17 protein-coding genes are annotated in these 22,686 nt (G+C 66.4%); 7 read left to right on the top strand and 10 right to left on the bottom strand.

Annotated features, from left to right (window positions below; translation table 11 throughout):
* Positions 1-182 precede the first annotated feature (182 nt).
* From AC6H0W_RS04790 to AC6H0W_RS04780, 3 genes are read left to right on the top strand one after another with little or no spacing between them, the layout of a single operon-like run.
* On the top strand, positions 183-1,181 hold the full coding sequence (locus AC6H0W_RS04790) for an alpha/beta fold hydrolase (RefSeq protein ID WP_497575989.1): 999 nt from the start codon (positions 183-185) through the stop codon (positions 1,179-1,181).
* Between the two features lie 47 nt (positions 1,182-1,228).
* Complete coding sequence (locus AC6H0W_RS04785; RefSeq protein ID WP_497575988.1) at positions 1,229-1,594, top strand: toxin-antitoxin system TumE family protein; 366 nt, start codon at positions 1,229-1,231, stop codon at positions 1,592-1,594.
* Positions 1,591-1,950, top strand: a complete 360-nt coding sequence (locus AC6H0W_RS04780) for an HVO_A0114 family putative DNA-binding protein (RefSeq protein WP_497575986.1) — start codon at positions 1,591-1,593, stop codon at positions 1,948-1,950. The genes AC6H0W_RS04785 and AC6H0W_RS04780 overlap by 4 nt, the downstream gene beginning before the upstream one ends.
* Before the next feature lie 105 nt (positions 1,951-2,055).
* On the opposite strand, the gene AC6H0W_RS04775 is transcribed toward AC6H0W_RS04780, so the two are convergent.
* Together AC6H0W_RS04775 and yjjJ are read right to left on the bottom strand one after the other, a co-directional pair.
* The gene (locus AC6H0W_RS04775) at positions 2,056-4,161 is read right to left on the bottom strand and encodes a DUF945 family protein (RefSeq protein WP_497575985.1); all 2,106 of its coding nucleotides are present in this window, start codon (positions 4,159-4,161) and stop codon (positions 2,056-2,058) included.
* Positions 4,162-4,263: 102 nt separating this feature from the next.
* A complete protein-coding gene (gene yjjJ / locus AC6H0W_RS04770; RefSeq protein WP_497575984.1) occupies positions 4,264-5,583 on the bottom strand; it encodes a type II toxin-antitoxin system HipA family toxin YjjJ in 1,320 nt (439 codons plus the stop codon).
* A gap of 252 nt (positions 5,584-5,835) precedes the next feature.
* Between yjjJ and AC6H0W_RS04765 the strand changes: the two genes are divergently transcribed.
* On the top strand, positions 5,836-6,360 hold the full coding sequence (locus AC6H0W_RS04765; RefSeq protein ID WP_497575982.1) for an NADPH-dependent FMN reductase: 525 nt from the start codon (positions 5,836-5,838) through the stop codon (positions 6,358-6,360).
* A 94-nt stretch (positions 6,361-6,454) separates the two neighbouring features.
* Here AC6H0W_RS04765 and AC6H0W_RS04760 read toward each other — a convergent pair whose 3' ends face one another.
* Genes AC6H0W_RS04760 through AC6H0W_RS04750 form a run of 3 tightly spaced genes read right to left on the bottom strand, consistent with a single transcriptional unit; the run spans position 6,455 to position 12,407 of the window.
* Positions 6,455-7,951, bottom strand: coding sequence for an efflux transporter outer membrane subunit (locus AC6H0W_RS04760; protein ID WP_497575981.1), 1,497 nt, complete (start codon positions 7,949-7,951; stop codon positions 6,455-6,457).
* 14 nt (positions 7,952-7,965) lie between these two features.
* Entirely contained in the window at positions 7,966-11,178 is a 3,213-nt protein-coding gene (locus AC6H0W_RS04755; RefSeq protein ID WP_497575980.1) for an efflux RND transporter permease subunit, read from the bottom strand.
* Positions 11,175-12,407 (bottom strand): efflux RND transporter periplasmic adaptor subunit, encoded by a 1,233-nt coding sequence (locus tag AC6H0W_RS04750; protein ID WP_497575978.1) that lies wholly within the window; start codon positions 12,405-12,407, stop codon positions 11,175-11,177. Before AC6H0W_RS04750 ends, AC6H0W_RS04755 begins: the two co-directional genes overlap by 4 nt.
* A 255-nt stretch (positions 12,408-12,662) precedes the next feature.
* On the opposite strand from AC6H0W_RS04750, the gene AC6H0W_RS04745 reads away from it, so the two are divergent.
* The 3 genes from AC6H0W_RS04745 to AC6H0W_RS04735 all read left to right on the top strand — a co-directional run bounded on the left by AC6H0W_RS04745 (position 12,663) and on the right by AC6H0W_RS04735 (position 18,121).
* Positions 12,663-13,685: a LysR family transcriptional regulator gene (locus AC6H0W_RS04745; protein WP_497575977.1), complete on the top strand. Its 1,023-nt coding sequence runs from the start codon at positions 12,663-12,665 to the stop codon at positions 13,683-13,685.
* A gap of 402 nt (positions 13,686-14,087) precedes the next feature.
* Entirely contained in the window at positions 14,088-15,833 is a 1,746-nt protein-coding gene (locus AC6H0W_RS04740) for a sensor histidine kinase (RefSeq protein ID WP_497575976.1), read from the top strand.
* Between the two features lie 23 nt (positions 15,834-15,856).
* A complete protein-coding gene (locus tag AC6H0W_RS04735) occupies positions 15,857-18,121 on the top strand; it encodes a TonB-dependent receptor (RefSeq protein ID WP_497575975.1) in 2,265 nt (754 codons plus the stop codon).
* Positions 18,122-18,139: 18 nt separating this feature from the next.
* Here AC6H0W_RS04735 and arfB read toward each other — a convergent pair whose 3' ends face one another.
* From arfB to AC6H0W_RS04710, 5 genes are all read right to left on the bottom strand, one after another.
* Complete coding sequence (gene arfB / locus AC6H0W_RS04730; RefSeq protein WP_497575973.1) at positions 18,140-18,556, bottom strand: alternative ribosome rescue aminoacyl-tRNA hydrolase ArfB; 417 nt, start codon at positions 18,554-18,556, stop codon at positions 18,140-18,142.
* Entirely contained in the window at positions 18,553-18,777 is a 225-nt protein-coding gene (locus tag AC6H0W_RS04725) for a VF530 family protein (protein WP_497575972.1), read from the bottom strand. The genes arfB and AC6H0W_RS04725 overlap by 4 nt, the downstream gene beginning before the upstream one ends.
* A 13-nt stretch (positions 18,778-18,790) precedes the next feature.
* Positions 18,791-19,642 carry a putative RNA methyltransferase gene (locus tag AC6H0W_RS04720; RefSeq protein WP_497575971.1) on the bottom strand — a complete coding sequence of 284 codons (852 nt, stop codon included), beginning with the start codon at positions 19,640-19,642 and terminating at the stop codon, positions 18,791-18,793.
* A gap of 47 nt (positions 19,643-19,689) precedes the next feature.
* Positions 19,690-21,381, bottom strand: coding sequence for a sensor domain-containing diguanylate cyclase (locus AC6H0W_RS04715; protein WP_497575970.1), 1,692 nt, complete (start codon positions 21,379-21,381; stop codon positions 19,690-19,692).
* A gap of 178 nt (positions 21,382-21,559) precedes the next feature.
* Positions 21,560-22,651, bottom strand: coding sequence for a M23 family metallopeptidase (locus AC6H0W_RS04710; RefSeq protein WP_497575968.1), 1,092 nt, complete (start codon positions 22,649-22,651; stop codon positions 21,560-21,562).
* Positions 22,652-22,686: the final 35 nt, after the last annotated feature.

Here is a 22,686-nt window from a genome sequence, read left to right as displayed (position 1 = left end):
AGGCTGAAACATGCTTGAACGCCATGCAGCCGGATTCAGCGGCCAATGTGTGTGACGCGCGGGCAGGTATTCTTCTGCCCGGTCGAGAGTAGTCACCCACGGGAACAAACCCGCCAGCGCGCTGCCTCAGACCCGCCGCGTGTAGTGGCGCGGCGCACACATAACAAGACGGAGACTCACCCATGCAACGATGGCTTAAAGGCATTCTCCCGGCGCTGCTCTGCGCCCCGGCCGTGGCACTGGCCAACACCCCGAGCTACGGCCCCAACCTGGAAGGGTTCGACTACCCGCACGAGGTGGGCACCTTCAAGTTCATCTCACAGCGCAAGCCGGTGGAGATGGCTTACATGGACGTCAAACCCACCGGCACGCCGAATGGCCGCACCGTGGTACTGATGCACGGCAAGAACTTCTGCGGCGCAAGCTGGGAGGGCAGCATCGAGGCGCTGACCAAGGCCGGCTACCGCGTGGTGGCGCCGGACCAGATCGGCTTCTGCAAGTCGACCAAGCCGGACGGCTATCAATACAGCTTCCATCAGCTCGCCTCCAACACCGCTGCGCTGCTCGACCATCTGGGCGTGCAGGAACACGTGGTGATGGGCCATTCGATGGGCGGCATGCTGGCCACACGCTATGCGCTGCTCTACCCCAACCGCGTGGATCGGCTGGTGATGGTGAACCCCATCGGGCTGGAAGACTGGCTGGCCAAGGGCGTGCCGTACATCACCGTGAACGAGTGGTACAAGGGCCAGCTCAAGACCACACGCGAGGGCATCAAGAACTACCAGCTCACCACCTACTACAACGGCGAGTGGCGGCCGGAGTTCGACCGCTGGGTGGACATGTCGGCGGGCATGTTCAACGGGCCGGGCAAGGAGACGGTGGCGTGGCACTCGGCACTGACCTTCGACATGATCGTGACGCAGCCGGTGTTCCACGAATTCCACATGCTCAAGGTGCCCACCGTGCTGATCATCGGCGAGCACGACAACACCGCCATCGGCAAACACCTGCTGCCCAAGGCGCAGCAAGACAAGGTGGGCGACTACCGCGCCATGGCGCGCGACGTGGCCGACCGCATTCCCGACGTGACGCTGCACCTCTACCCCGAGCTGGCGCACTCCCCGCAGGTGCAAGACCCCGAGCGCTTCCATGCGGATCTGCTGAAGCTGCTGGACTGACAACGCTACGGCCTTGACGGCCTGAAGCGAAAGGCGCGGACTTCGTGATGAAGTTCGCGCCTTTTTTGTGGCGTGCGTGTGATATCAAAGTTGACACCTCACCTCACCGTGATGTCAAAATTGCCAACATGAAAGCCGCCCTGATCACTGACTTCAAGAGCGTTGCCGAAGACGGCAGCTTGATCCAGATGGTGATCTGGCAAGTCCCGCAGCCCGTACCGCCAACCGATCACGGCTTCAAGTACCGCTTGGTGTACGTGGTGGACGGGCTGCGGGTGGTGGGCTTCGACAACGAACGGGGCAAAGGCGACCATTGCCATCTGGATGGACGCGAACACCCCTACCGGTTTTCCGGGGTGGATCAATTGATCGAAGACTTCATTGCAGAGGTCGATAAACGGAGGGCGCCATGAACCAACGAACACTGACCATCACACTGGGCGCCGATTGGCGCAGCGCCCTGCGCAAAGCCGGCAAGCGCGCCACTGCGGGCGAATATCAGGGCGAGACGCTCAACTTCGAAACCCCGGCCGCGTTCTTTGGCCGGCTGACAGAGCGGCGCTGGGCGCTGGTGCATGCGCTGCAACAGGACGGCGGAGTGGTCGGCGTACGCGAGTTGGCGCGCCGTCTGGGACGTGACGTCAAACGTGTGCATGAAGATGCCGCCACGCTGGTCGAATTGGGGATGATCGAGCGCAACGCAGCCGGCGCCCTGCTCTGCCCGTTTGCAGACATTCACGTCGACATGCATCTGGCTGCGGCTGCCTGAAGAACGGAGCAAGAGCCGTCGATCGGGCGGCTGCCAAGAAAAGGGGCGGACTCCACCGGGAAGTCCGCCCCTTTTGCATTGCGTCGTGGTCAGAGCGTCACACCCTCAGCGCACTTCCTCAATGCTCAACTCTGCCTCGACCTGCTCCGGGTCGAGGTTGGCAACCCAGATGCGGTAGGTGCCGGCGGCCGGGGCGGGGAAGCTCACCTCGGGGTCGAGGGTGTCCATGTCGCGGTCGTCGTTGCACTGCCAAGTGCCGTCGGGGCCGTGCACGATGAGCGCGAGGTCGCCTTCGGAGGTGGCCGACAGGGCGAGCCCGGCTTCGCCGCCGGCGTAGTCGAACATCACGTCGGGGCGGGTGGCGTCGATGTAGCCGATGCAGTCGGGTCCGAGCATGCCGTCGGCCAAGTCGCCGCCGCCGGCCACGAGGTCGATGGTGCGCGGAGCCGGCGTGAAGCCGGAGGTCAGCGACAGACGCGCGAATTGCGCCGGTGCGCTGATGTCGGGCACCAGCGAGGCGCCTTCATCGTCTTCGCCGCCGAGCGACGGCAGCGCGATGCTGGCGGCCAGGCCGAACAGCGCCAGCGGATCGGACTCGACACCGTTGATGGTGAGCTTGCCCGCCGCGTAGGCAACTTCGGTCTGCAGGGCATCGGCGGTGAGCACGACGTAGGGCGACTGGCGCAGTGCGCTGACGAAGTCGAAGTAACGTGCGTTGGCCTGACGCGAGATCTCGTCTGCATCGGGCGTTACGCCCTCGGGCGACTGCGCCACGGCTTCAGCCTCCGTGACGAGACGGACCAGCTCCTGCACAGCATCGAGACGCGCGGTGAGGCCGGCCTTGAGGGCGCTGCGTTCGATCCAGGCGTTGGCGTCGGTCGGGTCGACACCCGGTTCGCCGTTGAACGAGAAGGCGGCGTGTGCGCTGACGTCGTTGTCCTTGAGCACGTTGAGGCCTGCGCGGTCGATGGCGATGCGCGGCTGGCCAGCCAGGATGGCGCGGGCCGCTTGTTCGAGCATGGCCATGGCGTGCGGGTCATCCGCACCCTGCAGCAGCGTGACATCACTGAGCGCCTGACCGTTGATGCCCTGCAGCGTCAGCACCACTTCGCCACCACTGAGTTTGGTCTGCTTGAAGCTCATGGGGCCGAGCGTGAGCGTCGAGGTCTGGTCATACACCTCGCCCTTGCGCGTGCCGTCGGCATCGATGCGGATGCTGGCCACGCCGATCAGCGCATCGGGCTCGCCGAAGTGCACGTCGCTCAGCGTCATTTCGGAGCGGCCCGTCCACACCTGCGGCCACTCCTCGACGATATCGGCCTCGCCACTCAGCGCGCCAGTGCTGAGCTTGCCGTTCCAGTCGCCACGGCCCTGGACGGTGGCGGAAGCCAGATCGAACTCCATGCGCAGGCCCACGCGCTGCCCCGAGGCCGCGCTCGGGCGCATCGCCGCGTCGGCGCGCAGGGCGAATTCGCCGAAGCGCGCGTCGGCCTCGCCGTCGCCGGTGGCGATTTCACGGAAGCCCGTTTCCATGTCGCCCACCCAGTCGTTGCCGACACGCTCAAGGTCGGCACGCGCGGTGAGTCCATCCACGACGATGGCCACCGGATCGGGCTCGGGAGCCGACAGACGCCATTCGTCGATATTCACGTCGAAGCGCAGCACGCTCAGCTCGGCGTCGAACTCGACCCAACCCTTGGTGCCGGCGAGTTTCAAGGTGCCGTCAGGCTCGCCCGGCGACACCACCTTGCCGGCGTAGTCCATGCCTTCGAATTCGAAGCGCGAAGTGCGATCAAACCCGGCACGCAGACGCGTATCCAGCAAAACTGCGCTGGGCGCGAGCTCGGGCAGCATGCCGCGCAGGTATTCGGGTACGGCCACCGCGCCGTCACCGGCTGCCAACGCAAAGCCATCGCCCACCCACGGACCGTGACGCATCTTCATCTCGCCGTTGATGCGCGGCACTTCAGTCGCCACCTCGGCCAACAGGCTGCCCGGCGGCACGAGGTATTCGAGGTCGTAGCGCAACATGCCGTCGAACAGGCCGGCCTCGTAGTCGAGGCGATGCACCACTACGCCGTCACGCTGCGCCAGCTCTTCGGCAAAGCGCTTGGTCTCGCTCACCATCACCCGCCCGACCGCGAACGTGGCAATCAGATACGCCATGGCCAGCACGACGATGGCGGCGATAACGCGCAAAGCACTCTTCATTGGGAACTCCGAGGGTTGGGAGAGGCATGCCCGCAACGCAGGCGGGCATGCGATTCAATACAACGGGATTGTGAGGCCGCGCGTGCCGGCTGGGAAGCACGCTTACGCCAAGCGCGCAATCTTCGCACGCGCCTCGCCCAGATGGCGAGCCAGAGCCGGCACGCAGTGCGTGCGCCAGTCGTCTGAGAAGCGTTCATCCATGCGCATTGCTGCAATCCATGCATCCGCCAGCACGCAGGCCTGCTGCCAGACATCGGCGGGCACCTCGGGGATCAAGCGCGCTGGCGGCACGTAATCCGGCAAGACCCCACCGCTGCGCGGCGAAAGTGCCATCGGCAGCATGTCGTAAGCTGGCGCCAGCGCGTAGGGCCGGCCATGCTCGGCCACAAACGAGAGGTTGCCGTTGTGCATGTCGGTATTGCCGATCAGCGTGCCGAATGCATACAGCAGCGCAGCCCCGGCAGCGGCCTCGGGGGTAATCACGCCCTGCTCCGCGAGCCGATTGGTCAGCACCGGCCACGGCGCGTTGACGCCTCCGACGAACTCGGCTTCGACGGCGGTGAGCGAATGCAGGGCGCGCCGCCCCCGCTCGCCCACCCGGTCGAAGCGCTCGACCTCGAGAAAACGCCGGCCGTCACGATCCAGCACGCGCGACACGACGGCTTCGATTCCGGCATCCCGCAGCACTTCGGCCGCAAGATGCTCGGCAGCGAGCAGATCACGCCAGCGAGCCGCAACGGGGTTGCCCGCCGCCGCCGAGAACTTCACCAGCACATGACGCCCGGCATACGCCACGAACTTGGGCTGCTCGCCCCCCGCCGACGAGCCCGACACATCGCCCCGCTCTGCCGCTGCGGCAAGATCAGGGTAACGACTTTCATCCACGACCGTGGGTGCGGGGGCTTCGATGAATAGCTCACGCGCGGTATCGCCGAGCAAGATGTTGCCCACCACATCGTGCCCATGGGCCACCAATGCGCGCAGCACATGCGTATCCGACCACTCGTTCAAACGCGCAGGCAAGCCGAGCCGATCGGCATGATGTTCCGCATAGGCACGACCGAGAAAACCTTGGGGGCGCATGTCGCACAGCCACCACGGCAGGCCGTCGCTGTGCAGCGTTTCACCGTCTTCCTGACGCATGACGAAACCGTGCGGGCGTACCGCAAGCAGCCTTCCCAAGCGGCGTAGCGTGCCGTCGGCGCGCACGCGATACACCGGAATATCGCCCACGCCCCGCCCTGCATCGCGCAGGGCATAACGCACGCTGCGCCCACAGGCAATGCGCACGATGTCGTCGCCCAGCGCGGACAGGGCGCGTGACACCGTCGGCTGGCTGAGACCCAGCCTGTCGACGAGTTGGCGTGCCGTCAGCGGCTCCCGACCAAGGGCGAGACGAAGGGTGTCAGCGTGTGCAGACATGAATTTGAATAGCTTTATGAATAACTATTTGAATAGAAATTTGAATAGTATCTCAAGCGGGCTTGAAGTGCGAATGCGGCTCGGCGGAGCCGACACCTCGCCTTCACCTGCGGGGGAAGGCGACGCCGCAACAACCCGTAAATACACTTGGCTGCCAACAGGCGCAGAATGCGGGTTCGCATGGGCTGGCGCCCGCAGCATCACGCGTCGCCGCCCGGTTGGTACGACCCACATCTCTGGAGGACCAGGCACATGAAGTTTCTCGGCATTGCAGGCAGTCTCCGTCAGAAATCCACCAACAAGGGCATGCTGCGCGCAGCCGCAGCGAACCTGCCCGACGGCGTGAGCATGGAGATCGCCGAGTTGGGCGACATCCCCTTCTACAGCCAGGACATCGCCGAATGGCCGGCCTCGGTGAATCGCGTGTTGAAGCAGATCAAGGAGGCCGATGCACTGGTCTTCGCCTGCACCGAATACAACTACTCGATGGCGCCGGCGCTGAAGAACATCATCGACTGGGCCTCGCGCGAGAAGGACAACGCCCTGCTCGCCGGCAAGCCGGTGGCGTTGATGGGCGCGGGCGGCGGCATGGGCACGTCGCGCTCGCAGTACCACCTGCGTCAGGTGTGCGTGTTCGTCGATCTGCGCCCGCTGAACAAGCCCGAGGTGTTCGCCAACGCCTTTGCCGGCGCCTTCGATGACGACGGCAAGCTCACCGACGAGAAGCTGATCAGCCTCATCGGCAAACAGATGAAGGCACTCGCCGACGCCGTGTAAGCGGCCCCGCCCGCGACCTCACGAAAAACGGCGGCAATCCGGGAGACCGGGTTGCCGCCGTTTTTCGTTGTGCCGGAGCTTTTCCGGCCGATGCTCAGTGCGCCGTGCGTTCGGCCGCGTTGAGCGCGATGGGGTTGGCGGTCGGGGCGTCCCAGCCGCCGCCCAGGGCGCGGATGAGGGACACCACGGTGCGAGCCCGCTCGGCATCGATGCGCACGCGGGCGCGCTGCTGGGTGAGCGCGCTGCGGTCGGCCTCGATGACGTCGAGGTAGCTCACCGCGCCTTCGCGGTATTGCACGCGCGACAGTTGCACGGCGCGCTCGGCAGCCGTCACGGCGGTGTCTTGCGCGCGTGTCTGCTCGGCGAGGATACGCAGGCCGGCCAGACCGTCTTCGACTTCGCGGAAGGCGTTGAGCACGGTCTGGCGATAGGTGGCGACGTCTTCTTCCCACACCGCCAGCGCGCGATCCACATCGGCACGGCGGCGGCCCCCGTCGAAGATCGGCATCGACAGAATGGTGCCGGCCACCGGCCCGAGCAGGAAGGTACGGCTGCTCCACTGGAACAGGTCGCCCAATTCGCCCGACTCGAAGCCGGCCGCGCCGGTCAGCGTGAGGCTGGGGAAGAAGGCGGCACGCGCCACGCCGATGCGCGCGTTGGCCGCAGCCATGGCGCGCTCGGCAGCCGCTATGTCGGGGCGGCGTTCAAGAAGGTCCGACGGCAGACCGGCCGGCACGCTCACCTCAATGCGTTGCAGCGGCAGCGGCGAGAAGCGGAAATCCGCCGGTGTGCGGCCCAGCAGCAGTGCCAATGCGTGCTCAGCCGCGGCACGCTGGCGCTGTACGCCAAGCGACTCCGACTGCGCGGTGGCCAGTTCGGTGCGGCTGCGCGCCACATCCAGCTCGCCGATGAAGCCCTCGGCAAAGCGGCGCTCCATCAGGCGCAGGCCTTCGGCACGCAGCTCCACCGTGTTGGTGAAGATGGCCTGTTCGGCATCAAGCTCGCGCAGCAGGAAGTAGGTGTGCGCCACGTCGGCCTGCAAGGCCAGCAACACCGAACGGAACAGCGCCTCGTCACGCTGCAGGCTGGCCGTGGCGGCCGACACGTTGTTGGCCACGCGGCCGAACAGATCGACCTCGTACGACAGGCCAAGCTGCGCACGCCACAACGTGGTGGGGTCAACGTCGGCATTCTCGGGCAGACCGAGCGAAGCCGCTGACGGGCGCTGGCGCGTGGGGCCGACGCCTGCATCCACCGTGGGGAAGCGGTCGGCACGGGCCGTACGCTGCACCGCGCGCGATTGCTGCAGGCGGGCAGCCGCGGCGCGCAGATCCTGGTTGGCGTCGAGCGCGGCGGCCTGCAGGTCGTTGAGCACGGAGTCGTTGAAGACCTTCCACCATTCGCCGCGCATGGCGGCTTCGGCGGGCTCGGCGGTTTTCCACGAGCCGGCCTCGCCGGCCGGAAGCGGCTCGGCGTGGCGGAAGGCAGTGGGCGTGGCCACGTCGGGCACTTCGTATTTCGGCGCCAGCGAGCAGCCGGCCAGCACCAGGGCGCTGGCAAGCAGAACGGGAAGCCTGGATTCAAACATCATGATTCGGATTCCTATCAGTTCGCAGAGTGCGGCGCGGCCGGCGGCACAGCGTCGTGCGCAATCAGCGGAGCCTCATGCACCGCCGCCGAATGCAGCGGACGGGCACCGGCGAGCGTGCGCAGCAAGGCGTAGAACACCGGCGTGAGGAACAGGCCGAAGAAGGTCACGCCGATCATGCCGAAGAACACCGCGATGCCCATGGCCTGACGCATCTCGGAGCCGGCGCCGGACGACAGCACCAGCGGCACCACGCCCATGATGAAGGCGATGGAGGTCATCAGGATCGGACGCAGACGCAGGCGGCTGGCCTCGATCGCGGCGGGCACCGGCTTCATGCCCTGCAGCTCCAGCTCGCGGGCGAACTCGACAATCAGGATGGCGTTCTTGCACGCCAGCCCCACCAGCACCATCAAGCCGATCTGGGTGAACAGGTTGTTGTCGCCACCCGTGGCCCACACCCCGGCCAGCGCCGAGAGGATGCCCATCGGCACGATCAGGATCACCGCCAGCGGCAGGCGCATGCTCTCGTACTGCGCGGCGAGCACCAGGAACACCAGCAGCACCGACAGCGGGAAGATCCAGATGCCCGCATTGCCGGCCAGAATCTTCTGGTACGTGAGGTCGGTCCATTCAAAACGGATGCCACGCGGCAGCGTCTCGTTGGCAATGCGCTCGACCGCGGCTTCGGCCTGGCTGGACGAATAGCCCGGCGCCGGCCCGCCGTTGATGTCGGCCGAGGTGTAACCGTTGTAGCGCACCACCATCTCCGGCCCGAAGCTCTGGCGCACCTCGACCAGCGACGACAGCGGCACCATGTCGCCATGGACGTTGCGCGTCTTGAGCTGGCCGATGGCCTCGGGACGGTCGCGGAACTCGGCGTCCGCCTGCGCACGCACCTGATACACGCGGCCGAAGCGGTTGAAGTCGTTCACGTACAGCGAGCCGAGGTAGATCTGCATGGTGTCGAACACCTCGGTCACCGGCACGCCGAGCTGACGCGCCTTGACGCGATCCAGATCGACATCGAGCTGCGGCACGTTCACCTGATAGTTGGTGAACATCGGGCCCAGTTCCGGAGCTTGCTGCGCCGCCGCCAGGAAGGCCTTGGTGGCCGCTTCGAGTTCGGCGTAGCCGAGCGCGCTGCGATCCTGAATCTGCAGCTTGAAGCCGCCCATGGTGCCCAACCCCATCACCGGCGGCGGCGGGAACACGGCGATGAACGCCTCCTGGATGCTGGCGTACTGCGCGTTGAGCGCGGCGGCAATCTCGTTGGCCGACATGCCCTCGCCTTTGCGCTCGGAGAACGGCTTGAGCGTGGCGAACACGATGCCCGCGCTGGAGCTGTTGGTGAAGCCGTTGATCGACAGGCCGGGGAAGGCCACGGCGCTTTCAACGCCCGGATGCTCCAGCGTGATGTCGCCCATGTGGCGGATGACTTCTTCGGTACGGTCGAGCGAGGCGCCCGGCGGCAGCTGCGCGAAGCCGATCAGGTATTGCTTGTCCTGCGCCGGCACGAAGCCACCCGGCAGGATGTAGGCAAAACCGGCAGTGGCCGCCAGCAGCACCACATACACCAGCATGCTGCGGCCCTTGTGAGCAATGACGCGCGTGACACCACGGCCGTAGCCGTCGGAGGCGCGGGCAAAGAAGCGGTTGAAGCGCGCGAAGAAGCCGCCGAACACACGGTTCATGCCACGCGTGAGGGCATCGGGCGGCGCGTCGTGGCCGCGCAGCAGAAGCGCCGACAGCGCGGGTGACAAGGTCAGCGAGTTGAACGCCGAGATCACCGTCGAGATGGCGATGGTCATGGCGAACTGCTTGTAGAACTGGCCCGACAGGCCGGTCATGAAGGCCAGCGGCACGAACACCGCCACCAACGTCAGGCTGATCGCGATGATCGGCCCGCTGACCTCGCGCATGGCGCGATAGGTGGCGTCGCGCGGACTCAGCCCGGCCTCGATATTGCGCTCGACGTTCTCGACCACGACGATGGCGTCATCCACCACGATGCCGATGGCCAGCACCATGCCGAACAGCGACAGCGCGTTGATCGAGTAGCCGAACATGTGCATCAGTGAGAAGGTGCCGATGATCGACACCGGCACGGCCAGCAGCGGAATGATCGACGCGCGCCAGGTCTGCAGGAAGATGATCACCACCAGCACCACCAGCGCCACCGCCTCGAGCAGCGTCAGCACCACGGCCTTGATGCTGGCGCGCACGAACTGCGTGGGGTCGTAAACGATGCGGTATTCGATGGAGCCGGGGAAATCCTCCGCCAGCTCGGCCATGGTGGCGCGCACGCGGTCCGACACCGCCAGCGCGTTGGCGTCCGGCGTCTGGAAGATCGGCATGGCCACGGCGGGCTTGTTGTCGAGCAGCGAGCGCAGGCCGTATTCCGAGGCGGCCAGCTCGATGCGCGCCACGTCGGCAAGCCGCGTGACGGCGCCGGTGGGCGAGGTCTTGAGGATGATGTCGGCGAATTCCTGCTCGGTCTGCAGACGCCCGCGGGCGTTCACCGACAACTGCAGCGGCACGTCCGGCCCGGTGGGCGAGGCGCCGATGACGCCGGCCGCCACCTGCACGTTCTGCTCGCGGATGGCGGCCACCACTTCGCTGGCGGTCATCTCGCGCTGCGCGACCTTCTGCGGGTCGAGCCACACGCGCATGGCGTAGTTGCCCGAGCCGAACAGCGCCACTTCGCCGACGCCTTCGAGTCGCGCAAGGCGGTCTTTGACGTTGATCACCGCGTAGTTGCGCAGGTAGGTCATGTCGTAGCGGTCGTCGGGCGACGTGAGGTGCACCACCATGGTCATGGTGGGCGAGCTTTTCAGCGTGGTCACACCCAATCGCTGCACGTCTTCAGGCAGGCGCGGCATGGCCTGCGAGACGCGGTTCTGCACCAGCTGCTGGGCCTTGTCGGCATCCATGCCGAGGTTGAAGTGCACGGTGATGGTGAGGTTGCCGTCGCTGTTGGCCTGCGACTGCATGTACAGCATGTTTTCGACGCCGTTGATGGATTCCTCCAGCGGCGCGGCCACGGTTTCGGCGATCACGTGCGGGTTGGCGCCGGGGAACTGGGCGCGCACCACGACCGACGGCGGCACGACTTCGGGGTACTCCGAAATCGGCAACTGGAACATCGAGATCGCGCCTGCGAGCACGATCAGCACCGACAGCACGCCCGCGAAGATCGGGCGGTCGATGAAGAATTTGGAGATGTTCATGTGCGGATACGCTCCTCACCGGAGCCCGCCACGGGGATAGTCGGCGCGGCGACGGCCTTGCCGGGCGCGGGTGCGGCAGCGGTGCCACCCATCGGCACATCCAGCGGCGTGACCATGTCACCCGGCCGCACGCGGTGCAGGCCATTGACGACGATGCGATCGCCCTCTTGCAGTCCCTGCTCGATGACGCGCAGGCCGTCGATGGACGGGCCGGGCTGCACTTCGCGGTATTGCACGCGGCCGGCCTCGTCGAGCACCAGCACGAAGCGCTTGTTCTGGTCGGTGCCGATGGCGCGCTCGTCGATCAGCGTGGCCATGCGCTCTTCCGCCCCGCCCAGCCGCACGCGAGCGTACAGGCCGGGCAGCAGCCCGCCGTCGGCGTTGTCGAACACGGCGCGCACTCGGATGGTGCCCGAGGCTGGGTCGAGGCGGTTATCCACGGAATCGACGATGCCGACACGCGGGTAGCCGTCTTCACCGGCCAGCCCAAGCAGCACGGGAATCTTCTGGCCGCGCACCTGCGCGCCCTGGATGTGGCGCAGATAGCTGCGCTCGTCCACCTCGAACGAGGCGTACAGGCTGGCCACCGACACAAGCGTGGTAAGCGGGCGCGAAGCGGTGCCGGCCGACACCAGGTTGCCGACCGTGATTTCGGCGCGCGACACACGCCCCGCCACCGGCGCGGTGATGCGCGTGTGCGACAGATCAAGGCGGGCGCTGGTGCGCTCGGCCCGCGCGGCCTGCAGCTCGGCGGCGGCCTCGCGGGCAGCGTTGTCACGCTGATCATGATCACGCTTGGCAATGGCGTTGTCGGCCATCAGGCGCTTGCTGCGCTCCAGCTCGGCGGCGGTGTAGGCGGCGCGCGCCTCGGCCGAGGCCACGCGTGCTTCGGCTCGCTCCACGGCGGCCTGATACGGGCGTGGGTCGATGGTGAACAGCGGCGCACCGGCCTCGACCAGTGCGCCGTCGCGGAAATGCACTTCGGTAATGGTGCCCGACACCTGGGGGCGGATCTCGATGTGGTCGATGGCTTCGAGCCGGCCCGAGTAGCTCTGCCAATCGACGATGCCGCGATGCACGACGGTGGCCACATCCACGGGTGTGGCCTGCGGCGCGGCTGCGGCTGCAGGCTCGGCTTCGGCATGGACACTGAAGGTGCCGATCGCCGCAACGGCCACAATGCTGGCCGCCGCGAGCGCGACGACAAGGCGCTTGCGAGAGAATGACATTTCGATGGGTCCTCGAACGATTTGAATGGATACACGCCGCTCATGACGGCGGGGTCGAGGCGAATCCTGACTCTTTTAGTCGACTAAATAAATATCGATAATTCGGTAACACTGTTCGCAATAAGCGAACAATTAGCGCAGAATGCGGTCTGCACGCTCGCGCAGAACGATCCGCACGACGTCAATTTATCGAATGGAATCAGAGTCCTTGAATGATCCGTTCGTCTATTCGGAACAGTCTTCGGAGTCCCGACCATGGACCGCTTTCAGGCAATGCAGGTGTTCACACGCGTCGTCGAGGCCAACAGCTTCACGCAGGCGGCCGACATGCTGGGCATGCCGCGCGCCACTGTCACCACCACCATTCAGTCTCTTGAAAAACGCCTGAAAACGCGCTTGCTCAACCGCACGACGCGCAAGATCAGCCTCACCCCGGATGGCGCGGCGTACTACGAGCGCTGCACACGCATCCTGGCCGACGTGGACGAGGCTGAAACGAGTTTCGTCGAAGCGGCGGGCGGCCCGAGCGGACGCTTGCGCATCGACGTGCCCACCTCCATCGGGCGGCTGATCCTGGTGCCGATGCTGTGCGACTTCCACACACGTTATCCGGGCATCGATCTGGTGATCGGCATGAGCGACCGGCCGGTGGACATGGTGCAAGAAGCCGTCGATTGCGTGATCCGCGTGGGCGAACTGCGCGACCCGAACATGGTGGCAAAGCGCATCGGCACGCTGCAATTCGTGACCTGCGCCGCCCCGCATTACATCGCGCGTCACGGCACGCCGAAATCCATCGAAGATCTCGCCAATCACAAAGCGGTGCTGTACTTCGCCTCGCGCAACGGGCAGGTGTTCGACTGGGATTTCGTCATTGACGGCGAATGCACGCCGGTCAAAGTGCCCGGCGCGGTCGCGGTGAATGACAGCGATGCCTACCTCGAGTGTGCGCTGCAGGGCTTCGGCATGCTGCAGGCGCCGAGCTTCATGGTGCAGGAACACCTCAAATCCGGCGCATTGATAGAGGTGCTGCCTCAGTGGAAACCAGTGCCCATGCCCATGTCGGTGGTGTATCTGCAAAGCCGCCACTTGTCGCCCAAGGTGCGGGTGTTCGTGGATTGGGTGAGCGAGCTTTTCGGCAACTGCCCGCTGATGACAGGCTGCCACCTCGGCGACCCGGAAGCCTGCGAATTCGCCGCCCACCGCGCACCCGGCAGCGGATCATTCACCGTGCGCGATTTCGTGGAGCAGCAGAATACCGCCGAAAGCCTGCTGTAGGCGGTCAATGGAGTGCCATGCAGTACCATTCCGGAACCGCCCATCCGTGCTCCAGCCCACATGACTCAGTACAGCCACAACGACGGCGGCAAAACGCGCTGGCGCGCTCTTCGCACGATACATGCCACTTTTTTTTTGCTTGCGCTGTGGCTTGCTCTGTTTGCCCTTCCGGCATCCAGTCAGGGGGCGACATGTCTGTCCGGACCCGACTCCGAACACTTGCCCCTGTTCGGGGTATTCGTGCTCGCTGGGCACCCTCAGGCGCACCAGATCAGCGAGGTGGCCGCCCTACCCTCCGAGGCGTTTGTGCCGCTGGCAACCCGGCGATTACGCATCTCGGCGGAGCAGCCGGTATGGTTACGTGTTTGTTTGCCGGCAGGCGCCGCGGACCATGTACTTACCGTGCTGCCACCCTACCTGCATCGCAGTGTATTGCACGCCGTCGGGCCCGACGGCTTCGAATCGCGCGCCCGCCTGCGCTACGGGGCAGACGGGGCGAGCGATCTGAATTTCCGCACGGCGGCCTATCTGCTGTCCGCCGACAATGCGCGGCCAGCGCAGTGGTTTGTCGAATTACACAGCACGCGCACCCTTACCCCTGAGATACGGCTGCTGGAACTGTCAGAGTGGTCGCGCTTCATCGCGCGCGATTACGGCTTGTTCGGCCTTTATCTGGGCATGCTGTTGCTGGCCGCCATGGTGAATCTGCTGTTCTGGCTGCATCAGCGCGAGCGCATCAACCTGCGTTACGCCAGCGCATTGGTGGCAGTCGGGGCATACAGCATGTGCATCGGCGGTTATCTGCCGCAGTGGTGGCCGGGGCTGGGTGCGTCGGCGCATGCAACGCTCACGGCAGTGACCTTTTCGGCCAGTGGCGCCTTGCTCACGCTGTTCCTGCTCGATGCATTCCGCATGCGCCTGTATTACCCGAAGCTGTATCAACTCGGGCGGCTCGCGGCGGGAGTCTTCGCCGCGCTGGGGCTGGGTGCGCTCATACCGCTCGATGTCGGCTTTGATCCGTACATCATCGCACTGCGCGTGTCACTGCTATGCGCCTTGCTGGGCTGCGCCATGACGCTGCACGCTCTGGTACGCCACCGCAGCGTGCGCATGATCGCCATTGCCATGCTGCCCCTGCTGGCTGGGTTGGCGGCTTCGTCCTTCGCGCACCGGCAGCAAGCGCTGTCGCCGCTCGTGATTGATCTGCTGCCCAACATCGGCGCGCTGGTGCATCTGGTGTTGCTGAACATCGGGCTGGCGCGGCGCGCCCAGCGCAACGAGCGCATGCGCCAACGTGCGCAGGCCGCCGCGCTGCGGGCATCGCAGGCGTCCGAACGCGAACTGCAAGCACGCATAGAAGACCGCACGCTGGAACTGCGCAGTGCCAATCTGCAGTTGATGCACGAGATCGACGAGCGCACTGCCGCCCAACAGCGGCTGCGCGAGACGCTGGAGAGCGAGCGCCGCATCGCGCACCGCGAACGTCAGTTGCTGGCCATGCTGTCGCATGAGCTGCGCACACCGCTGACCATCATCGACACCGCGGCGCAATCGCTGGCCAACAGCACGCCCGATGCACCGCCGATGTTCGTCAAACGTATCGAACGCATCCGGCGCAGCGTTTCGCGCCTGAGCGGTCTGGCGCACAACATGCTCACCAGCGACCGGCTTTCGGCGCCGTCGCGCCTGCATCTGAAGGCACACGATCTGCGCGCAACCCTGCTTGACCGCTTCGCACCGAGCGAAGCGCATCGCGTGCGCACCGATGTGCCCGGCTCCCCGGTGCCGGTGGTGATCGACCCGGAGTTGATCGACATCGCCCTCTCCAACCTCGTGGGCAACGCCCTCAAGTACTCGCCGCCCGACCACGCGGTGGATGTGCGGCTGATCAGCGCCGGCGACACGGCCACCATCGAGGTCAGCGACCGCGGCCCCGGCATTCCGGAAGCTGCACGCGGACAACTGTTCGAGCGCTACTTTCGCGTCGACGCCGAGGCGCAGCAGGACGGCACCGGCCTGGGCCTGTACCTCAGCCGCGAAATTGCGCGCCGCCACGGCGGCGACGTGTGGCTCAAAGCCCCGCGTGAAGGAGGCGGATCGACGTTCTGCCTGACTCTGCCCCTCAAGCGAAGCGATCACGGCGCATGAGATTCACGGCCTCGGCAATGTGCATGATGAGCCTGATTTCAGGGGCGCCGGCACACGCCAACCCGGAGCCCATCGAAGAGGTCACCCTGTCGCCCGTCACCGCGCACACGTCCGAAGAAGAGCCGCGCCCGCCCGCCTTCACCACGCGCATTGCCGCCGACAAACTGCCGCAGGGAGCCCCCTCCGGCGCGGACCTCGCTGCACGGGCCGTCTCGCTGCAGCTCACGCGGCCGGACAACCGCAACACCGGGCTGTTCGTGCGCGGGCTGGGCAGCACCTCGTACAACGACGGCCTGTCGGGTAGCGTCGGAGCGACCACGGACGGCGTCGCGCTGGGCCGTCAGGGCATGTTCGTGAAGCGACCATTCGACGTCGAAAGCTTCGACATCCAGCGCACCCCTGTGCTGACCGGCCCCGGCCCGGCCACCAGCGTCGGCGCAATCCACATGCGCACGCGCGCCCCGCAGTGGCACGACGAGGCCGAACTCCGCACGAGTCGCGGCAGCGACGGTTTCGAGAGCCACGAGGCAGTTGTGGGCGGCGCGCTCATCGACGGCACGCTGGCGGCACGGTTTTCCGGCTACTCCCAGCGCCGCGCAGGGCAGGTGCGCAATCTGGCGACCGGTCAGGGGCTGAACGACGAACACCACGACGGCCTGCGCGGCCAGTTGTTGTGGCAGCCAGGCAAGGCCTTGCGTGCGCGCCTGATCGTCGAACGCAGTCGCCTGGACGAGAACTGCTGTGCCTACGTCGCCACCCACTACAGCGCCGCCACGCTGGGGCGCGCCGCTGCGCTCGGCTACACGCTCCCGCCCGCCGAGCTGCGCCAGCGCGCCATCGCGCAGGACGGTCGCAATCGAGCACAAATGGCACAGGACGCCGCCACGCTGCATCTCGATTTCGACCTGCCGGGCGGCCAACGCCTGACGAGCATCACCGGCTGGCGCTCATGGCGCTACGACACGCGCTACGACCTCGACAGCATTGCCCTGGCCATCGCGCCGCAGGGGCGATGGAACATGGACCACCGCCAATGGAGCCAGGAGCTCCAGCTCGAAGGCGCCATGAGTGACACGCTGGGCTACCGCGTGGGCGCCTATTACCTGCATCAGACGCATACACGCAACGGCAGCCTGCGCTACGGGCCGGATGCCGCGCGCTGGTTCAGCGTGGGCATGGCGCTTCCTCCGATTCCGCCGGACGTTCTCGCCGACATGCTGGACGGCGGCACCGTTCGTCTGCCGGGCAGCCAGACAGCCACCACCCGTGCGCTCTTCGGGCAACTCGACTGGGCCGTGCGCCCCGACCTCGACCTGACCGCCAGCGCACGCTACAGCCTCGACCGGAAAGACGCCGACAACGCGCGCCGCATCAGCGGCTTGCGCCCCTTGCCGCTCGACCCCGTCCAGGCGGCCGTCGCCGCGCAGCTTCGGCAGGCGCTGATCGGGACGGAAAGCTCAGGGCGTTTCTCGCGCCGCGACAACAGCCTGGATGGCGCACTGCTGGCGCGCCTGCGCCCGCGTGACGGCATGCAATGGGCGTTCGGCCTGAGCACCGGCTACAAACCTGGCGGCATCAACTCCGACCCGGTGGGCCGCGCCGTGTCCCCGCGCTTCGCCTCCGAGCGCAGCGTCAGTCTGGAAGTCGGCGTCACACTGGATTTGCCGCACGACGGCCATCTGCGTGTGGGCGTCTATCAGACGACCATCCGCGACTATCAGACCCTGTCGTACGACCCGGAGTCGTCGCCGCTGATCCCGCTGATGAACAACCTCATCAACGTCAAGCGCGTGCGCTCACGCGGCGTGGAGCTCGAGACCGAGATCGCACTGTCGAACACGCTGCGGCTTTCTGCGGGCGCAGGCTACAACGACGCGCGCTACAGCGACTTCGACAACGCGCCCTGCCCTCCCGGCTCGGGCACCTTGTATTGCGACTTCAGTGGCCTGCAGATGGCGCACGCGCCGCGCTGGACAGCCTTCGCAGGATTGCAGCACGAACATGGCCTTGCCGGCGGTCAGGTGTTTCGCGCCGGCGTGGGCTATCAATGGCGCAGCGGCTACTACGGCGCCACCGAACGGGGCCGGGGCAGCTACGTCGCCCCGCGCGGGCTGGTCGACGCCCACGTGGGGCTGGGCGACCGGCATTGGGAGGTGACGCTGTGGGTGCGCAACCTGACGGACCGGGACTACGCAACGGCCACCTACGCCCTCAACGGCGGTGGCGACTACGGCGCACTGATTGGTGAGCCGCGTCTGGTGGGCGTGAGTCTCAGCCTGCGCATGTAGGCCCCGCGAGGCATGTCATCAGCCTTCGTCACCACCACTGCGCCGCCCGGCCTTGACGCTGGCACGACGGGTTTTCGATTCGAGGCGGCGCTTCACCGAAGCACGTGTCGGGCGTGTGGGCACACGCGTGCGCGCCACGAAAGCGGCGGCGCGGATCAGCTCTTCGAGCCGGCGCAGCGCCTCGGCACGGTTCTTTTCGAGGCTGCGGAATTTCTGCGCCTTGATGACCACCACGCCGTCGCGGCTGATGCGCCGGTCCTCATGCGCCAACAAGCGCTCGCGCACCTCTTCGGGCAATGACGAGGCGCGGATGTCGAAGCGCAGATGCACGGCGTTCGACACCTTGTTGACGTTCTGCCCGCCCGCGCCTTGCGCACGGATGGCGGTGATCTCGACCTCTTCGGGCGGAACCGTGAAGTGGGGCCCGCGGCTCATTTGCGCGCGGCCAGATCCGCCACGTACAGCGCCTCCACCTGCTCGCGCGCCCACGGCGTGCGGCGCAGGAACTTGAGGCTCGACGGGATGCTGGGCTCGTTGATGAAGCAGCGGATGGAGACGCGCCGGGCGAGCCCGTCCCAGCCGTGGCGGGCCACGAGTTCGGTGAGTATCTTCTCCAGCGTGAGACCGTGGAGGGGGTTGTTGGGCTGGCTGTTCATGGCGTGCACTGTCTCATGCGGGGGCGTTGCGCGCGAAGCGCGCGAGGCGCACGTCGACGGTGAGCGTGATGGCGGTCAGCGCGGCGGCACGTGCGCGGCCCTCGGCGCTGGCGCGGTATAGATGCGGAGTCATCGCCAGCAAATCGGCAATGCGCTCGGCACCCTCGATGTGCAGCGTGAAGCCCAGCGTGTCGGTGGCGATGTGGGCGAAGCCTTCGGGCACGGCGGGCTCGGCCGCGCGTTCGGGCTTGAGCACCGGGTAGATCACCTCGCGCAACTCACGCAGATGCAGCGGCCCCGCATCGACCTGCAGCAACTCGCCCCCCGGCTTGAGCACGCGCGCGAATTCCGCATACACCGGGAAGCCGAACATGCACAGCACGCGGTCGAGCGTGGCCGGCAACACCGGCAGGCGCGCATTGCTGCCGACCACCCAGGCGGCGTTGCGCTCTCGCTTGGCGGCGGCCTGCACCGCCCATTTCGAGATATCCAGCCCGAGCAAATCCAGCTCACGACCACCGGCTGCCGCGGCGAGGCTGCGCAGGTAATAACCCTCACCACAGCCGGCATCCAGACAGGCCAGCGATCCGCCCGACGGGGCCTGCACCAGCAGCGCGCGATTCACGGCGTCGGCAATCGGCGCATAAGCGCCGGATTCGAGGAAGCGCCGACGCGCCGCGACCATGTCCTTGCTGTCGCCGGGGTCGAGCGAGCGCTTGTGCTGCACCGGCAGCAGATGCGTGTAGCCCTGCGCAGCAACGTCGAAGGCGTGGCCGGCAGGGCAACGCCAACTGCCGCCCTCGCGCTGCAAGGCGGCGCCATCGAGCGGGCAGGCAAGAAAGGGGAACGGAACAACGCGGGGCATCGGCACTTCACGGCGGGCACAGGCCGCCATTGTGCCAGCGGGCCGGCTCAGCAGGCCGTTTCGATGACGCAGTTGCGGCCGGCCTGCTTGGCTCGGTAGAGCGCCTCGTCGGCCTTCGCCACGAAGTCTTCGCCCTGGCCGGTGCGCGACGGCACGCCGGCGGCCACGCCGACGCTGACGGTGACCACCCCCACCGGGTTGCCCGGGTGCGGAATGGCTTCCTCCTCGATGCCGGCGCGAATGATTTCCGCCAGCATGCGCGCCTGCTCCAGGTTGGTCTCGCCCGCCACCACGACGAACTCCTCCCCGCCATAGCGCGCCACCAGTTCGCCCGCCCTGCGCACCTTGGCCTGCAGCACGGCGGCCACCTGGCGCAAGCATTCATCGCCGGCCTGATGCCCGAGGGTGTCGTTGTACTGCTTGAAGTAATCGATATCGAGCAACAGGATGGCCAGCGAGCTGCCGGCACGCCCCTCGCGCGCCCATTCGGCGTGCAAGGTGTCGTCGAAGCGTCGGCGGTTGGCCAGGCCGGTGAGCGGGTCGGTAACCGCGAGCGCCTCAAGCTGGCGATTGGCCTCCTGCAGTTCGGCGGTGCGGGCCACCACCTTCTGCTCGAGCCACAGGTTGGTCTTGACCAGCTCGGTACGGCGGCGCATCAGCGTGGACGTCATGCCACGCAATGAGGTGGCCAGGCGGCGCACCTCGTCGATATCGCTGCGGTCGGGAAAGTCAGCGGTTTCGTCGCCCTCGTCGATGCGCCGGGCCACAGCCGCCAGTTCGCGCACCGGCTGACTGAAACGCCCTGCCAGCACCGCAGCCAGCAACATGCTCAGCAGCGTCACCGGTACCGCCAGCCACAACAGGATGCGCTGCAATTCGTTGACCGCCGCCAGCGCCGACTCGACCGGCTGACGCAGCACCACCTGCCATGCCAGATCACCGGGCGTGGGCGAAACGACCGGCACTGCGGTGGTGAGCCACATCACCTCGTCGGGCCAGCGCATCAGTGCCGTGGTGCCCGGCTCGGGCAGCAATTCGTTGCCGATGAGCAGCTCACCGACGCGGTTGTAGGGATACAGCACATTGCCGTCGGGGTCGCGCACGAACACCTGCACCCCGCGCTCGCGCGCCGCTTCAGGCAAGGCAGCCGTCACGACGCTGTTGATCCAGCTCCAATGCAGGTGGGTTGCCACGACGCCACGCAACTGCCCGTCACGGTTGCGCACCGGCGCGGCGAAATCGACGAAGCGCATGGGTTCCTCGCTGTCGGGCTGCAGCAAGGTGGCGAGCTCCACGTCTTCATGAACGTCACCGATGAACACGCGCTCGCGCCCGGTGATGAACCACGAGCGGCTCGAAACATCCGCCCCTTCGCGCATGCCCTCTGCCGCCACTTCGACCGTCCCCTTCAGATCGGCCAGCCCCAACCAGGCGTAAGGCCGGTAGGTACGGGTGATTTCGTTCATGGTCTGGCGCAGCGCCGGATCCTGCCAATCGCCGGACACCAGCAACGGGGAGCCGGCCAGCAGTTCGATTTCGCGGGTGCGCTCTTCCAGACTGCTCTTGAGGGTGCTGACGATGGAGTTGCCGATGGTGCGCAACCCCTCGCCGCTGGTGTTGGTCATGTAGCCGGATGCGAAATGCCCGACCAGCAGGCTGACGCACAGGGCTACGGCCGGGACCAAGGCACCGAAGAACACGGTCAGCCGGAAACGAAGGCTACCAAATGGAATCAACATGAGGACCTCAGATCCGGGATACCGCGAAGACTACTACGCCGCGCCCGAATCAGAACGCAACAAATTGCGTCTCGCAAGGCCTTGCCCATGGCCGATTTGCGCCTGCCGGGCGCAGCACGGCCGTGCAGCACCACGCATGCCCTCAACATGAAAAACCGCCCTGGGCGGGCGGTCTTGCTTACTGCTTCTGAACCTCGGCGGCAATTTCGAACATTTTCGCCGGATTGATGTGGCGGCCATTGAAGCGCACCTCGAAATGCAGGTGCGGGCCGGTGGAGAAGCCGGTATTGCCCATGCGCCCCAGCATGGTGTTGGCGCGGATGCGCTGGCCGACTTTCACGTCCACGCGCGACATGTGGGCATACAGCGTTTCGATGCCGTTGCCGTGATCGATGGTGACCATGTTGCCGTAGCCGCCGTTGTAACCGGCGAAACTCACCACGCCGGCACCGGACGAGAAGATGCGCGTGTCGTCATAGGAAACGTAATCCACTCCGGCGTGCATGTCGGCACGGCGCGTGATCGGGTGGCGGCGCACGCCGAAGCCCGAAGTCGTGCGCGCATCGCGCATCGGCTGAACCGACGGCAGCACGGCCACGAAGTTGCCCAGGCGCTGCAGCTCTTCGTAGCGCGACAGGGTGGTGTCATCCACATAGTGGCTGAACAGATCGCTGGTGGTCGGATCGGTGGGCAGGCCGCCGGCCGGCGGCGCGGTGTTCATCAAGCTGCGTACCTGACGGCGGTCGAAGCCCGCCGCGGTGAGATCGGACACCAGACTGTCCACCTTGCCCTTCATGACCAGGCCGGTGGCGGCGACGTATGAACGGAACACGCGGTCTTTGTACTGCAGGAATTCAACGACCTTCTCGACCTTTTCCTCGTTGCTGGCGTCGTCCGACGACTCAGCCATGGTGGCCGTAAGCGGCACCGCTTCAACGATCACGTCCAGCGCCCTGGTGAGGCGCTCGACCTCGGCGGCATGCCCCTCGGCCGTAGCCACCGCGTCGGCCACGGCAGCGCGCAAGCCGACCGTGCTCTGGTAATACATGGCGCCCACCAGCGCGACCACTGCAAACAGCCCGCCGATCAGCGACAACGCGATCATGCGCTGGCGGCGGGACTCGGCGATGTGGCGTTCGATCTCGGCAGCGTCCAGACGCAGGAAGCGCGAGCCCTGCGCGGCGGCGACGATCAGGGTGGCGTCATCGTCCTGCGGCAGGTTTGCGCGCAGCTCTTCGATCCAGGCCGGAACGCTGAAAAACCGCTTCACCCGTGCGCCCCCCGGAACAGGCGGCGGACGCGGAG

The organism is Pseudazoarcus sp. NS20, from assembly GCF_059703745.1.
Note: the sequence above shows the minus strand (reverse complement) of the source record. Positions and strands in the feature narration are given on the sequence as shown.